Origin of the sequence: Merdibacter massiliensis, assembly GCF_900155395.1 — a bacterium.
Taxonomy (GTDB): domain Bacteria; phylum Bacillota_I; class Bacilli_A; order Erysipelotrichales; family Erysipelotrichaceae; genus Merdibacter; species Merdibacter massiliensis.
This window is the reverse complement of the sequence record NZ_LT699727.1, coordinates 172,313-187,612: the sequence shown is the minus strand read 5'-3', so window position 1 is coordinate 187,612 and position 15,300 is coordinate 172,313. Positions and strand designations below refer to the sequence as shown.

7 protein-coding genes are annotated in these 15,300 nt (G+C 41.7%); all 7 read left to right on the top strand.

What is annotated here, in order from left to right:
* Positions 1-50: 50 nt before the first annotated feature.
* Positions 51-1,427, top strand: a complete 1,377-nt coding sequence (purF, locus tag BQ9859_RS08870) for an amidophosphoribosyltransferase (RefSeq protein WP_075878040.1) — start codon at positions 51-53, stop codon at positions 1,425-1,427.
* Positions 1,428-1,662: 235 nt separating this feature from the next.
* Positions 1,663-3,756, top strand: a complete 2,094-nt coding sequence (locus BQ9859_RS08865) for a glutamine synthetase III family protein (protein WP_075877830.1) — start codon at positions 1,663-1,665, stop codon at positions 3,754-3,756.
* Positions 3,757-3,801: 45 nt separating this feature from the next.
* Complete coding sequence (gene asnB, locus BQ9859_RS08860; RefSeq protein WP_075877829.1) at positions 3,802-5,382, top strand: asparagine synthase B; 1,581 nt, start codon at positions 3,802-3,804, stop codon at positions 5,380-5,382.
* A gap of 15 nt (positions 5,383-5,397) precedes the next feature.
* On the top strand, positions 5,398-9,912 hold the full coding sequence (gene gltB, locus BQ9859_RS08855; protein ID WP_075877828.1) for a glutamate synthase large subunit: 4,515 nt from the start codon (positions 5,398-5,400) through the stop codon (positions 9,910-9,912).
* A 2-nt stretch (positions 9,913-9,914) separates the two neighbouring features.
* The gene (locus BQ9859_RS08850) at positions 9,915-11,384 is read left to right on the top strand and encodes a glutamate synthase subunit beta (RefSeq protein ID WP_075877827.1); all 1,470 of its coding nucleotides are present in this window, start codon (positions 9,915-9,917) and stop codon (positions 11,382-11,384) included.
* 689 nt (positions 11,385-12,073) lie between these two features.
* Positions 12,074-12,691 (top strand): recombinase family protein, encoded by a 618-nt coding sequence (locus BQ9859_RS08840; protein WP_075877826.1) that lies wholly within the window; start codon positions 12,074-12,076, stop codon positions 12,689-12,691.
* Positions 12,692-12,863: 172 nt separating this feature from the next.
* Positions 12,864-15,245, top strand: coding sequence for a Cna B-type domain-containing protein (locus BQ9859_RS08835; RefSeq protein WP_075877825.1), 2,382 nt, complete (start codon positions 12,864-12,866; stop codon positions 15,243-15,245).
* The last annotated feature ends 55 nt before the right edge of the window (positions 15,246-15,300 follow it).

Below are 15,300 nucleotides of genomic sequence, written 5' to 3'. Positions count from 1 at the left end.
AAAGGGCGAGGTGATGTAATATGCATGCATTAAGAAATGGAGGGGTTTTGATGTGGGATGAATTGCATGAAGAATGTGGTGTCTTTGGCGTCTACCATGTGGAAGAAGCGGCGTCTTTGACATACTATGGTTTACATGCATTACAACATCGCGGACAGGAAGGGTGCGGTATTGCTGTCAGTGATGGGACACAGGTGAAAAGTTATAAGGGGCGCGGTTTGATCGCTGAAGTATTTGGAGAAGAACAGTTGCAATCCTTAAAAGGAAATATAGCAGTAGGGCATGTGCGGTATTCAACTGCAGGGGGGAACATCCTGGAAAATGTGCAGCCCATGTTATCTGTTTCTCATCAGGGAACTTTGGCCATGGTCCATAATGGTCAGATCGTAAATGCAACACAATTACGTAATGCTTTGGAAGATGCAGGAAGCATCTTTCAAGGAACTAGTGACAGCGAGATCATCCTTCATCTCATTCAAAGAGAAAAAGGCTCTTTGTTAGAGAAAATCAAAAAGACAGCGATACAATTGGAAGGTTCATTTGCTTTTTTGATCATGAGCGGCAACAGTATTTACGCAGTACGTGATTGCTATGGACTTCGTCCTTTGTCATATGCAAAGGTTCAAGATGGCTATTGCATCAGTTCGGAGACTTGTACATATGATGTCATCAGCGGTAGCGATATTATAGATGTAAAACCTGGCGAAATCGTTAAATTCTGTGACGACCGTGTCGAGCATTATCGCTTTGCCCCGGCGAAACAACATGCCATGTGCGCGATGGAATATATTTATTTTTCTCGTCCAGACAGTACATTGGACGGTATCAATGTGCATTTGTTCCGAAAAGCAAGCGGTGCATTACTGGCAAAAAAAGACAAAGGCATAGAAGCAGATATCGTTATCGGTGTACCGGATTCTTCTATCAGTGCCGCAAGCGGATATGCGGAAGCGAGCGGTATCCCTTATGAAATGGGTTTGATCAAAAACCGTTATGTTGCACGTACGTTTATCCAGCCAACACAACAATTGCGTGATCGCGGTGTACGTATGAAACTGTCTGCTATCCGCAGCATCGTGGAGGGCAAACGAATCATATTGATCGATGATTCCATCGTTCGCGGTACCACATCCAAACGGATCGTTCAATTGTTGAAAGAAGCAGGTGCAAAAGAAATTCATATGCGCATTGCTTCCCCTATGATCAAATATCCTTGTTTTTATGGTGTAGATACTTCCACGCGGGAGGAATTGATTGCCGCACATAAGAGCTGTGAAGAATTGTGCACCTATATCCAGGCAGATTCTTTGCGCTTTTTGAGCATTGAAGATATGACCACGATTTGTAAAGGCGGTCTGTGTACAGCTTGTTTTGACGGAAAATATGTCACGAAACTTTATGATTATGCTGAAAAGTTAAAAGATTAAAGAAAAAAAGTTTCATCATTTGAAATTATTTTCAACAAAACACTTGACATTTTTCTTGTTTTGTTTCATAATGCATAGCATGAACGATGGAGGCGATCATGTACGCGTGGACATCCCCGCCGCATTCCATGAATTCCTTCCTCGAAATGCATCTAGAAACGGCAAAGGCGTCGTGTATCTTTTTAGATACTGTTCGCCTCTGCCGTTCTTTTTTTGTTAAGGAGAGTGAAATTTTATGAAAACACAGGTTACAGAGCTGTTCGGCTCTATGGTTTTTGATGAAGGCGTTATGCGTGAACGTCTGCCAAAAGACACATATCGAGAATTACAGAAAACCATTTTAGATGGACGACCACTTAACATCAAAATTGCCAATGCAGTTGCGAATGCGATGAAAGACTGGGCAGTAGAAAGAGGAGCTACCCATTATACACATTGGTTCCAGCCAATGACAGGCGTTACAGCAGAAAAACATGATAGTTTCATCAATCCAGACGGACATGGCAAAGTGATGATGGAATTTTCTGGTAAAGAGCTGATCAAAGGTGAACCAGATGCATCATCTTTTCCAAGTGGCGGATTGCGCGCTACTTTTGAAGCAAGAGGGTATACTGCCTGGGACCCAACATCCTATGCTTTCATAAAGAATCACGTTTTGTGCATTCCAACAGCATTTTGCTCTTACAGCGGACATGCACTAGATAAAAAAACACCATTGCTTCGCAGTATGGAAGCAATTAATAAGCAAGCGATGCGTATCTTGAAGCTGTTCGGCAATGAAGATGTACGTTCAGTAAAAACAACAGTCGGCAGTGAACAAGAATATTTCTTGGTAGATAAAGAATATTATCGTCAAAGAAAAGATTTGATCTATGCAGGACGTACATTGTTTGGTGCTCCTACTCCAAAAGGTCAAGAAATGGAAGATCATTATTTTGGAACGATCAAATCCAGAGTACAGTCTTTCATGAATGAATTGAATGAAGAATTGTGGAAATTAGGTGTCGCAGCAAAAACGGAACATAATGAGGTTGCGCCTGCACAATATGAGATCGCACCTGTATTCTCAACAACAAATATTGCGACAGATCATAACCAGTTAACCATGGAATTGATCCAGCGTATAGCTAAAAAACATGATCTGGTTGCATTATTGCATGAAAAACCATTTGAAGGCATCAACGGTAGTGGAAAACATAATAACTGGTCCATTTCTACAGATACGGGAGTAAACTTACTAGAGCCAGGGGATACTCCATATGAAAATGCACAATTCTTATTGTTCTTATGTGCAGTAATCAAAGCAGTAGATGAACATCAGGATTTATTGCGTTTAAGCGTTGCAACAGCCGGAAATGACCACCGTTTGGGTGCAAATGAAGCTCCGCCGGCTATCTTGAGCATGTTCTTAGGAGACGAGCTGACAGAAATTCTGGATGCAATTGAAGAAGATCGCGCATACAGCGGCAAAGAAAAAGAATTGATGAAGATCGGTGCCCATGTATTGCCGAAATTCCCTAAAGATACGACTGATCGTAACCGTACTTCACCATTTGCATTTACCGGAAATAAATTTGAATTCCGTATGCCGGGAAGTTCTTCTTCCATTGCAGGTGCCAATATTGTATTGAATACAGTAGTTGCGGATGAATTAAAACAATTTGCAGATGTATTGGAAGTTGCGCCAGATCTGCCAAGTGCATTGCATGCTATTATCAAAGATACGATCCATCAGCATAAACGTATTATCTTCAATGGCAATGGTTATGATGATGCATGGATCGAAGAAGCAGAAAAACGCGGTTTATTGAATCTGCGTACGACACCGGACGCTTTGCCTTATTTCATTCATGATGAAAATATTGCATTGTTTGAGCGTCATGGTGTATTCAGCGAAGAAGAAATGCGTTCGCGTTATGAGATCTTGATGGAAGAATATGTGAAGACAATTCACATCGAAGCTCGAACGATGATCGATATGGCACATAAATTGATCTTGCCTGCAACAAGTGCACAGATCAAAGCATGGAGCGATACGGTTTGCAGCAAACGCCAGGTAAGTACTTCTATCAATACCACTTATGAAGAAAAAGTGGTTGCCCGTGCGAGCGAGTTGCAAGCACAGGCGGCTGAAAGCTTGGAGAAATTAGAAGATGCAGTCAAAGCTGCAGAAAAAATGGATTACGAAGAAGTAGCAGCTTACTATCGTGATGTGATCTTGGCTGCTATGGATGCGCTGCGTAGTTCTTGTGATGAATTAGAAACGATGACATCACCAGAATACTGGCCATTCCCAACTTATGGAAAGCTTTTATTTGGAATTTTATAATCAATAAGGAACGTCGATAGGAATAAATACGAGGAGGGATGTACCATGTGTTCGATCATGGGGTATTGTCGCAAAGAAGCTTCTTTGAAAGCATTTGAGGAAGCTTTTGCAAAAACAAAATCAAGAGGACCAGACGATACAAGGATCTTAGATACTGGGGAGGGGATCCTGGGATTTCATCGTCTTGCAATCATGGGATTGGATGAGCGCGGAATGCAGCCTTTTATAAAGGATGATTCCATGGTCGTCTGCAATGGAGAAATCTATGGATTTCGTTCATTGCGCAAACAGTTAGAAGAAAAGGGATATTCTTTTATAAGCGATAGTGATTGTGAAATATTATTGCCATTATATGAGGAATTAGGAACAGCGATGTTTGCACAATTGGATGCAGAATTTGCTTTGATCCTCTACGATGGGAAAAAGTATCAGTTTATTGCTGCCCGTGATCCGATTGGTATACGTCCTTTGTATTATGGATATGATCAAAAAGGGTCGATCGTTTTTGCCAGTGAACCAAAGAATTTGACTTCACTGTGTGAAAAGGTCTACCCTTTTCCACCAGGTCACTACTATGCAGATGGAGAATTTCATTGTTATCGTGATATGACAAAGGTAAGCCGGGTGCATAAGGAAGATCTGGATACAGTCTGTGAAGAAATCCATGCCCGCTTGGTTGACGGTGTAGCGAAACGTTTGGATGCAGACGCCCCTTTAGGTTTTTTGTTAAGCGGCGGGCTGGATTCTTCATTGGTCTGTGCAATTTCAGCAAAATTATTGAAAAAGCCAATTCCCACGTTTGCAATTGGAATGGCAACAGATGCAATTGATCTCAAATATGCAAGAGAAGTTGCAGAATATCTGCACAGTGATCATCATGAAGTGATCATTACGAAGGAAGATGTCATTCATGCATTGCCGGAAGTTGTCAAGACCTTAGCAACTTATGACATCACAACGATCCGTGCTTCGATCGGTATGTATTTGTTATGCAAATGGATTCATGAAAATACCGATATCCGTGTGTTGATGACCGGAGAGATCTCGGATGAGTTATTTGGTTATAAGTATACGGATTTTGCACCAAATGCGGAGGCATTTCAAAAAGAAAGTGAAAAGCGCATTCGTGAATTGCATATGTATGATGTCCTGCGCGCCGATCGTTGTATCAGCGTGAATTCGATGGAAGCCAGGGTGCCTTTTGGAGATCTCGCTTTTGTTGAATACGTTATGAGCATCGATCCAGAAAAAAAATTGAACCGTTATGGAAAAGGAAAATATTTATTGCGTCATGCATTTGAAGGAGACTATTTGCCGCAGAATATCTTGATGAGAGAGAAAGCAGCTTTTTCAGATGCTGTGGGGCATTCACTGCGTGATGAATTGCAACTGTATGCTGAAAAGTATTACACAGATCAAGAATTCAAAGAGAAAAGTGAAAAGTATGATTTTGCGAAACCTTTCAGCAAGGAATCGCTGTTATATCGAGAATTATTTGAATCATTTTATCCAAACCAAGCACAAATGGTCGCTGGTTTCTGGATGCCGAATCGCGAATGGGAAGGCTGTGATGTAAACGATCCAAGTGCTCGCGTCCTCTCAAATTATGGCGATAGCGGCTGTTAGAGGGAGGAATATGGAATGTGCAAGGAAGTACGAAGAAAAACAGACATGGTCTTAGAACATGATGCCTGCGGTATCGGAGCCTTGGTAAATATCGACGGCCGAAAGGAATATCGAATCGTTGACCAAGCTCTTTCTATCGTAGAGCGTCTGGAGCATCGTGCAGGAAAAGATGCCAGTGGAAAAGTTGGAGATGGTGTGGGAATCTTGTTGCAGATTGCTCATCGTTTTTTCACAAAAGCAGTAAAAAAAGAGGGCTTTGCTTTGCCGAAAGAAGGGGATTACGGCATTGCTATGCTCTTTTTGCCTACACAAACATTTGCTCGCCGCAAAAGCGAACAGTTATTTGAAACGATAAGCGTACATGAAGGGGCAACCGTTCTTGGCTGGCGCGATGTACCTTGTCGACCAGAAATATTAGGGGAAAAAGCGAGAGAATGCATGCCGATGATCCGTCAATGTTTTCTTTCCCGTCCAAAAGATGTAGAGGCAGGAGATGCCTTTGAACAACGGTTGTATGTCATTCGCAGACAATATGAAAAGAGTTGTCCAGATACTTATGTGGTCTCTTTGTCATCGCGAACGATCGTGTATAAAGGAATGTTTCTGGTCAATCAGCTTCGCGCTTTCTATGAAGATCTGCATAGCGATAAATATGAGAGTGCTTTGGCAATCGTGCATTCGCGTTTTTCTACCAATACACAGCCAAGCTGGGAAAGAGCGCAGCCGAATCATATGATCGCTCATAACGGGGAGATCAATACGATTCGCGGAAACTGCAACCGGATGCTGACCAGAGAAGAGAATATGCATTCTCCGTTTATGGAACAATACGGAAGAAAGATCCTTCCGGTTATTGATCCATCTGGTTCCGATTCTGCTATGTTAGACAATACATTAGAGTTTTTGCGCATGAATGGCGTGCCGATGGAAAAAGCAGTGATGATCACGATTCCGCAACCTTGGCGCAATGACTTTATGGAGAGGGATAAAAAAGATTTTTACCATTATTATGCAACTATGATGGAACCATGGGATGGTCCAGCTGCTATTTTATTCTCTGATGGTGTGAAATTAGGCGCTGTCTTGGATCGAAATGGTTTGCGCCCGCTGCGTTGGTGGTTAACCGACGATAATACATTGACCTTGTCATCCGAAGTTGGTGTGTTAGAGATCGATGAAGCGCATGTCGTACAAAAAGACCGTTTGCATCCAGGCAGAATGCTGCTGGTGGACACGAAAGAAAAACGTTTGATCAGTGATGAAGAATGCAAAAAGTATTATGTCAATAGTCATCCGTATGGAGAATGGTTGGACCGCTGTTTATTAAAATTAAAGAATTTGCCTGCTCCGGAAAAGAAGACTGTTATCATGAAGCAAGAGGAGCGCAACCTGTTATACAAAGTGTTTGGTTACACATATGAAGATCTGCGTGAACAGATCTTGCCGATGGCCAAAAACGGTGTTGAGCCGACAGCTTCTATGGGCAGTGACATTCCATTGGCTTCTTTAAGTGACTGTCATCCGTTATTGTTTCATTATTTCAAACAACAGTTTGCACAGGTTACTAATCCGCCGATCGATTCACTAAGAGAAAAAGTAGTTACGGATACTTCTGTATATTTAGGTTCGCAGGGGAATCTGTTAGAAGATCAAGATCATAATTGTACGGTATTGGAAGTACATAATCCAATTTTGGATGGTCGCGATATGGATAAGATCCGTTCACTGCAGCATCCAAAATTCCATGTAGAAGAAATCTCATTGTTATTTTATCAGGGGATGAGTCTGGAGGAGGCTTTAGAGACTTTATTTGTCACTTGTGATCATGCCTGCCAGCATGGAGCAAATATCTTGATTTTAAGCGATCGCGGAATGGATGAAGAACACTTAGCAATTCCTTCCTTGCTTGCAGTAGCAGCTTTGGAACAGCATTTTGTACAGACGAAAAAGAAGAGCACGGTATCGATCGTCTTAGAAAGCGGAGAACCGCGCGATGTACATCAGTTTGCGACATTATTAGGTTATGGGGTAGGTGCGATCTATCCATATTTAGCACATGAAAGCATTCGAGAGATGATCGAAAAAGATGTACTGGATAAAGAAAGCAGCGCAGCTATACGCGACTATAATGATGCTATTCTGCATGGCGTCGTAAAGATAGCAGCTAAGATGGGCATTTCGACTTTGCAGTCTTATCAGTCTGCGCAAATCTTTGAAGCAATCGGCTTGGATCGCAGCGTCATCGATCGTTATTTTACTAATACACGTTCTCAAGTCGGCGGTGTATGTCTGGAAGATATCGAACGGGATGTTCGCTGGTATCATGACCGTGCCTTCGATCCGCTAGGAATGGGTGTCGATTATTCTCTTGATACGATCGGTTTCCATCGCTTGCGCAGCGGAGAAGGAAAAGAACGCCATCTGTATAGTCCAAAAACCATCGTTACTTTGCAAAATGCAGTACGTAACGGTGATTATGAGGAATTTAAACGCTATACAGATTTGATTCATCAAGAGCATCAGCCGTTTACGATTCGTTCATTGTTGGAATTTGATGATAGTAAACGAAAACCGATTCCGTTAGAGGAAGTAGAGAGTGCAGAAAATATCGTTCGCCGCTTTAAGACAGGCGCTATGTCATATGGTTCCATTTCAGAAGAGGCGCATACTTGTTTGGCAATCGCCATGAACCGTTTGCATGGAAAGAGCAACAGCGGAGAAGGCGGAGAAAAACCAGAACGTTTAGGTACGGAAAGAAACAGTGCCATCAAGCAGGTGGCAAGCGGGCGTTTTGGCGTTACGAGCGAGTATTTGAATAGTGCACAAGAGATCCAGATCAAAATGGCACAAGGTGCGAAACCGGGAGAAGGCGGACATCTGCCTGGTACCAAAGTATATCCTTGGATTGCTACCACGCGTTATTCAACACCGGGTGTGACACTGATTTCCCCGCCGCCGCATCATGATATTTATTCGATCGAAGATCTGGCACAGTTGATCTATGATCTGAAAAATGCAAATCCAAGAGCACGCATCTCAGTCAAACTGGTAAGTGAAGATGGTGTCGGCACGATTGCCTGTGGTGTTGCCAAGGCGGGTGCACAAGTCATCTTGATCTCAGGATTTGACGGCGGTACCGGGGCTGCACCGCAAAGTTCGATCCATCATGCAGGTTTGCCGTGGGAACTTGGCGTTATTCAGACACATGAACAATTAGTTCAAAACGGATTGCGCAGCCGTGTATGTCTGGAAACGGATGGAAAGCTGATGAGCGGCAGAGATGTAGCAGTTGCAGCATTATTAGGAGCTGAAGAATTTGGCTTTGCAAGCGGACCGTTGGTAGCGATGGGCTGCATGATGATGCGTGTTTGCAATCTGGACACTTGCCCGGTCGGTATTGCTACGCAGAATGAATGCTTACGTCGTCGTTTCCAGGGAAAACCAGAACATGTCATTAATTTTATGATGTTTGTTGCACAGCAGTTGCGTGAGATCATGGCACAGTTGGGGTTCCATACATTGGAAGAGATGATTGGACATAAAGAGTGTTTGAAAGTAAGCGATGAAGCAAAAGAACATCGTTTAAAAATCGATAATTTACTGCAGCTGCATCCAAGTGAAGAGAAGAAGCATTTTGACCAAAAGGATGTTTATGATTTCCATTTGGATCAAACAAAAGATGCAAAGATTTTGATTCCTGGATTTAAAAAGGCGATGGAAAATAAAGAGACCTATCACTGTACATTGCGTCTAGATAATACAGATCGTACCTTTGGTACTTTATTGGGATCTTATGTTACTTCGCATTATGGCAAAACATTAAAAGATGATACTTGTCAGATTGCTTGCAGCGGAAGCGGCGGACAGTCATTTGGCGCATTCTTGCCAAAAGGGATCTCGATCCACTTGCAAGGGGATGCCAACGATTATTTTGGCAAAGGACTTTCAGGAGGCAAGTTAAGCATTACGATTCCAAAGGAAGCAAATTACCGTGCAAATGAAAATATCATCATTGGAAATGTTGCACTGTATGGAGCAACAAGCGGCAGTGCCTATATCAATGGTGTGGCCGGAGAACGTTTTGCGGTAAGAAACTCCGGGGCAATCGCCGTTGTAGAAGGATGCGGCGATCATGCCTTGGAATATATGACCGGTGGCTGTGTCGTGATCTTAGGACCTACAGGAAAGAATGTCGCTGCCGGAATGAGCGGCGGTATTGCGTATATCTTAGATGAGCATCATGACCTTTATTTGCGGGTAAATAAAGATCTTGTGGATTTGGAAGAAATCCATGAGGAAAGCGACTTCCAACGTTTGAAGGAAATGATCGTGGATTATGTAGATGCGACTCAAAGCGAACATGGTCAATGGATACTGGATCATTTTGAAGATGTGAAAGAAAACTTCAAAAAGATCATACCTAGGGACTATCGTTGGATGCTGCACACGATCCATCAGCTGCAGCAGCATGGATTTAATGAAGAAGAAGCAAAATTACGAGCTTTTGAGAAAAAGAAAGGAGTGCGATGATCATGGGTAAGCCAAGTGGATTTTTAGAATATGCACGTGTGGATATGACACCGCGCCCGGCAGCAAAACGTATTGCTGATTTTGAAGAATTGTATGAACCTTTTCAAAGAGAGCAAAGAAAACAGCAAGCAGCACGCTGTATGAATTGTGGCGTACCTTTGTGCCAGTCTGCTATGGAATTAGCGGGAATGGTCACTGGGTGCCCATTGCATAATTTGATTCCAGAATGGAATGACGAACTGTATCATGGTCATATGCAGGATGCACTCATTCGCTTATTAAAGACAAATCCCTTTCCTGAATTTACAGGTCGGGTTTGTCCTTCCTTGTGCGAGAAAGCCTGTGTGTGCGGCATGAATGATGAACCGGTTACGATTCATGACAATGAGCGTTTTATCATTGAGGAAGGATTTGCCAACGGCTGGATGCAGCCGCATAAAAATACGGGTCACCGCGGAAAAAAAGTAGCAGTGATCGGAAGCGGGCCCAGCGGCTTGAGCGTAGCATATACTTTGAATCAAAGAGGACATGAAGTCCATGTATATGAGCGAGAAGAGCGTGCAGGCGGACTTTTGATGTATGGCATTCCGAATATGAAGCTGGATAAAGAAATTGTGGAACGCCGTATTGCATTAATGCAGGAAGAAGGCATCGTCTTTCACTTCAACAGTGATGTAGGCAAAAATATCAAATTTGCAGCATTAGAAAAGGAATATGATGCAATAGCGATCTGCTGCGGTTCCAAACAGCCGCGTGATCTTGCTGTAGAAGGCAGAGACAATCCTTATATTCATTTCGCAGTGGATTATTTAAGCACGGTAACAAAAGCTTTATTAAATCATACAGAGATTAAAGAAGATGCTTTTCAGGCAAAAGGCAAGAAAGTAATTGTGGTTGGCGGGGGAGACACTGGAAATGATTGTGTAGCTACCTGTATACGTCAAGGATGCACATCTGTCATCCAATTGGAAATGATGCCGCAACCGCCGCTGCAGAGAACACCAGGCAATCCTTGGCCTCAATGGCCGCGTGTCTGCAAAACGGATTATGGACAAATAGAATGTGCAGCTGTGTTTGGAAAAGATCCTCGTATTTATGAAACAACGGTAAAACGTTTCATTCAGAAAGATGGAAAATTAAGTGCTGTTGAAACCGTCCGTTTGGAAAGAAAAGATGGTCAGATGGTCGAAGTTGCCGGCAGCGAACAAGTGCTGGAAGCAGATATGGTGCTGATTGCGGCTGGTTTTGTAGGTTGTGAATCCTATGTTAGTGATGCAGGTAAATTGCCATTGACCAAACGTCATACGATCGCTGCAAAAGCTAATGGTCATCAAATCGAGGATAGCAATTTATTCGTTGCAGGAGATGCCCGACGCGGACAATCTTTGGTCGTTTGGGCCATTGCAGAAGGAAAAGAATGTGCTCGTGAGATAGATCATTACTTGATGGGATATACACAAATCGGATCATAAAGATGGATTGTACATGATATAAAAAAAAGAAAAAAGTAATTGTTCGATGATATGTACCTAGAATCCTGGGCACATATTTATGAACTAAACAGAGCATATGGATGCTATTCTGTATTTTATAGGAGGCATCCATTTTTGTTTTTACCTGAATTCTCTCATTATTGCAGTAATCTATATATTCTTCAAGTGCTATTGAAAACTTTTCAAAGGGCGAATAATCTTTTTCATATCCAAATTCTTATACTTACGACCTTTCTTCTTATCTATAAGGTCATTATATCCATAGATCTTATATTTGCGAAACCATTGATATAACATTTTGGTACTGAGTACTAATAACAGCTTTTAGCGCCACATTCGTTTTAGAATTACACGCAATAACTTTTGAAACGAATTCATATGTTTTTCTGGTGTCCAAACTTTGGGGTTCACTTCATTTTACCTGCAGGGCTTTTTTATAGAAACTAATGATCTCAGTCATTAGTTTTTTTCTATATATTCCTCCTGTTATAAAAAAGTGGGCGTGAAAGGGGGGGTGAAAATATAATTGCTTGACTTGCTGTACTTCTTCAAATATAAAGGACAGTAGGTAGTTTTTCATTTTTCTTATATATTTGATCATATTTTCGACATTTTTTTGAAAATATGATGCACTACCCTTTAGTAAAATACAGTTAAAGGAGGAAAAAATGACAACAGTATATGGATATGCAAGAGTATCAACTGCAGACCAACATGAGGACAGACAAATGCGTGCTTTATTATCTTATGATATTGCCAAACATCATATTTTTTTAGATAAGCAGTCTGGAAAAGATTTTGATCGGCCGCAATATAAAAAAATGTTAATTCAGTTAAAGAAAGGTGATCTTCTTTATGTGATGAGCATTGATCGGTTAGGACGAAATTATGAAGAAATACAAGAACAGTGGCGCATATTGACCAAGGATATCGGTATTGATGTATGTATCATCGATATGCCATTGTTAGATACGCGCTTTGGCAAAGATTTGTTAGGAACTTTTATTGCGGATCTTGTATTGCAAATTCTATCTTTTACTGCGCAGAATGAGCGGGAAAACATAAAAAAAAGGCAGGCGCAAGGAATTGCGGCAGCCAAAGCAAAAGGGGTGAAGTTTGGAAGACCTAAGATAGAACTGCCCAAAGAATTTGATCAAATTGTTTCCAGATGGGAAAACAAGCAGTTATCGATTGCAGATGTACTATCGATCTGCAATATGAGCGAAGCAACATTTTACCGAAAATTAAAGGAATGTAGAGATTTAAAGGAAGATAATGCATACTAAAAAAAGTGTACTATTTGAGTATCACTTCATTTTTATTTTACACCATATTTTTTTACTTTCAAGACAAAAAATACATAGAAAATCGATATTATATGACAGATTTTGCAGTTTTTTTCACTTACTATTTTCACTGTCAAAACCTACACATTTTAAGAGAAAGGATAGTGAAATTGTGAGAATAAAAAAAATGATTGCATGTCTGCTGTTTTTTTTGTTGGTTCTTATATTATTGCCAGTGACGATCTTTGCTTCTGGTGAACAAAATGTTAAAACTTACCAAGAATTAGCAGATGCAATTGCAAAAGGAGGTACGGTAAATGTTATTTCTGACATAACTTTAGAAGAACCTTTGGTAATCGAAAAAGATGTAACATTAACCGGCAGTGCTACTATTCAGCTATCGTCTGCGTGGAACGAAACTGCTGCTTCGCCAATCACAGTGAAGAAAAATGCGACATTCACATTAGACAGTGTTTGTTTTGATGGAAAGCAGGCAACATTGGCATATGGTAAAAATTCTGCAGCTTTCTTAGATGTAGAAGGAACATTTATTTTTATGGATGGAAATATCCAAAATTTCATCAGCACCAGTACAAGCAGCCATAGTCATCTATTATTAATAGACGGAGGCTCTTTTGTGATGAATGGAGGCACCATTTCAGAGAATGTATTAAAAACAGGATATTATCATGGAATCGTCTTTTTAGAAAATGGTGGAACATTCACGATGAATGGCGGAATGATCAGTAAAAATCAAGTGGCAGATCCTCAGGGTGCCTCAGGAGTTGTGTATGTATCGAATAATGGCGGGGAAAACACTTTCATAATGGAAGGCGGAGAAATTGCAGAAAATTTGAGCTGTGCTGTATATGTAGGCAGTAATTCCGGCAATGCATCTGTCGATGGAAAAGGCATCATGACACTGAATGACGGCATGATTCGCAACAATGATAGTGGAGAATCATTTTATGCAGGGGGTATCTATATCGTGGATGGCGAAGTCACGATGAATGGCGGTACAATTAAAGGCAATACAGGGAAGTATTATGGCGGCGGCATTGCTTTGGTTTCTAATCCAGAAGCTGTATTGATCATGAATGGCGGTTCGATCATTCAAAATCAGTCGATGTATGGTGCAGGTATTTTTGTTAGCAGTATTCAAGGCAAGGATTGGAAAGCAGATGTGCAGTTAAATGCAGGATTGATTGCTGAAAATGAGGTGAGCAGACAAGGCGGCGGCATCTATGTCGTCAAAGGACAAGAAGTGCAATTGCGAAATGCGGCCATTTATGAAAATGCGGCTTCGATCATTGGCGGCGGTATTTGGACTTGTTCAACCGGCAATCTAAAAATGTATATTACCAATGGCGGTGCTGTTTTTGATAATATGGCTGCCGGCGCAGAGGATGGATCCGCTGGGGATGATTTGGCATTTGTTCAGCATAAAGATAGTGAACCGGATTTTTTCCTCGCACAGCGTGCACTTGGCGGAGGACAGGTCCATTACTACGAAGATGGCGGTGTGTATGTAGAAGAAGATAACGGCGGAGAAGGTACGGACGGAACAAGTGCCTATTATTTAGGAACAGCAGATGGAAGTGCCCGCTATGATGCGGATCAGCCGGGAAAAGCAATCAGCAGCATTGATCTGCTTTCTGGCAGCTATGCACTGAAATCTGTGATTTCTGAAAATGCTAAATCTTTATCAAAAGAAAAAGCACAGCTGCTCATTACGCAAAATAAGGCAAATCGCGGTGCTGGCATCGGTGCAAATGGCAGTGTCATTATCGGGGATGCGCCAAATACAGGAGAAGAGACTACAGAATATACATTAGAAGTAACAAAAAAATGGTCTGCCGACGTTCCTGCATCAGCAAAACAGGAAATTGAAGCAGCTTTAGTTTGTGACGGATATACGCTGGACAGTGTTACTTTAAACAAAGAGAATAACTGGACAGCCGCTTTTACAGGATTGCCGAAAGGAAATTACACTGTCAAAGAACTGAATGTTCCAGATGACATGCAATCCATTGTCAGTGAAACAACATTGAATGAAGAGACGGCAACTTACCAGGTGCAAGTGACAAATGAGATGCTGCCAGTGAACGTAACAGTGGAGAAAATATGGAAGGATGAAAATGATAAAAATGGAATTCGTCCTGAAACAGTGACTGTTCATCTTTACGCGGATGGAACCGAAGCAAAACAAGCAGTGCTCAGTGCACAAAACGATTGGACCTGGGTGTTTGATGCACTTCCTGCCTATAAAAATGGACAGCCCATTTCATACACGATCACGGAAGATGCAGTAAGCGGTTATACGACAGAGATTACAGGCAATATGGATAAAGGTTTCATCATTACCAATACGTATATTCCTGTTTCGACGGGAGAAGAACAGGAGGAAGATCATACATCACCGAACAAAGATGCAGCAGAGGAAGAAGATGTACATACCTCTTCTTCCAGCGTGACCTCTTTATGGATGCTGCTTGCATCTGTGTCGCTGGTTGGATTTGCTGCAACATTGACAAAGCGTAGACTGAATAAATAATACGAATGTTCAAAAGGCAGCTGATCCTAGCTGCCTTTATTTGTCATATAGGAGG

Bases quoted from the DNA above. Each gene is read 5' to 3' on its own strand.
- purF (WP_075878040.1), top strand. From the start codon at position 51: ATGTGGGATGAATTGCATGAAGAATGTGGTGTCTTTGGCGTCTACCAT.
- BQ9859_RS08865 (WP_075877830.1), top strand. From the start codon at position 1,663: ATGAAAACACAGGTTACAGAGCTGTTCGGCTCTATGGTTTTTGATGAA.
- asnB (WP_075877829.1), top strand. From the start codon at position 3,802: ATGTGTTCGATCATGGGGTATTGTCGCAAAGAAGCTTCTTTGAAAGCA.
- gltB (WP_075877828.1), top strand. From the start codon at position 5,398: ATGTGCAAGGAAGTACGAAGAAAAACAGACATGGTCTTAGAACATGAT.
- BQ9859_RS08850 (WP_075877827.1), top strand. From the start codon at position 9,915: ATGGGTAAGCCAAGTGGATTTTTAGAATATGCACGTGTGGATATGACA.
- BQ9859_RS08840 (WP_075877826.1), top strand. From the start codon at position 12,074: ATGACAACAGTATATGGATATGCAAGAGTATCAACTGCAGACCAACAT.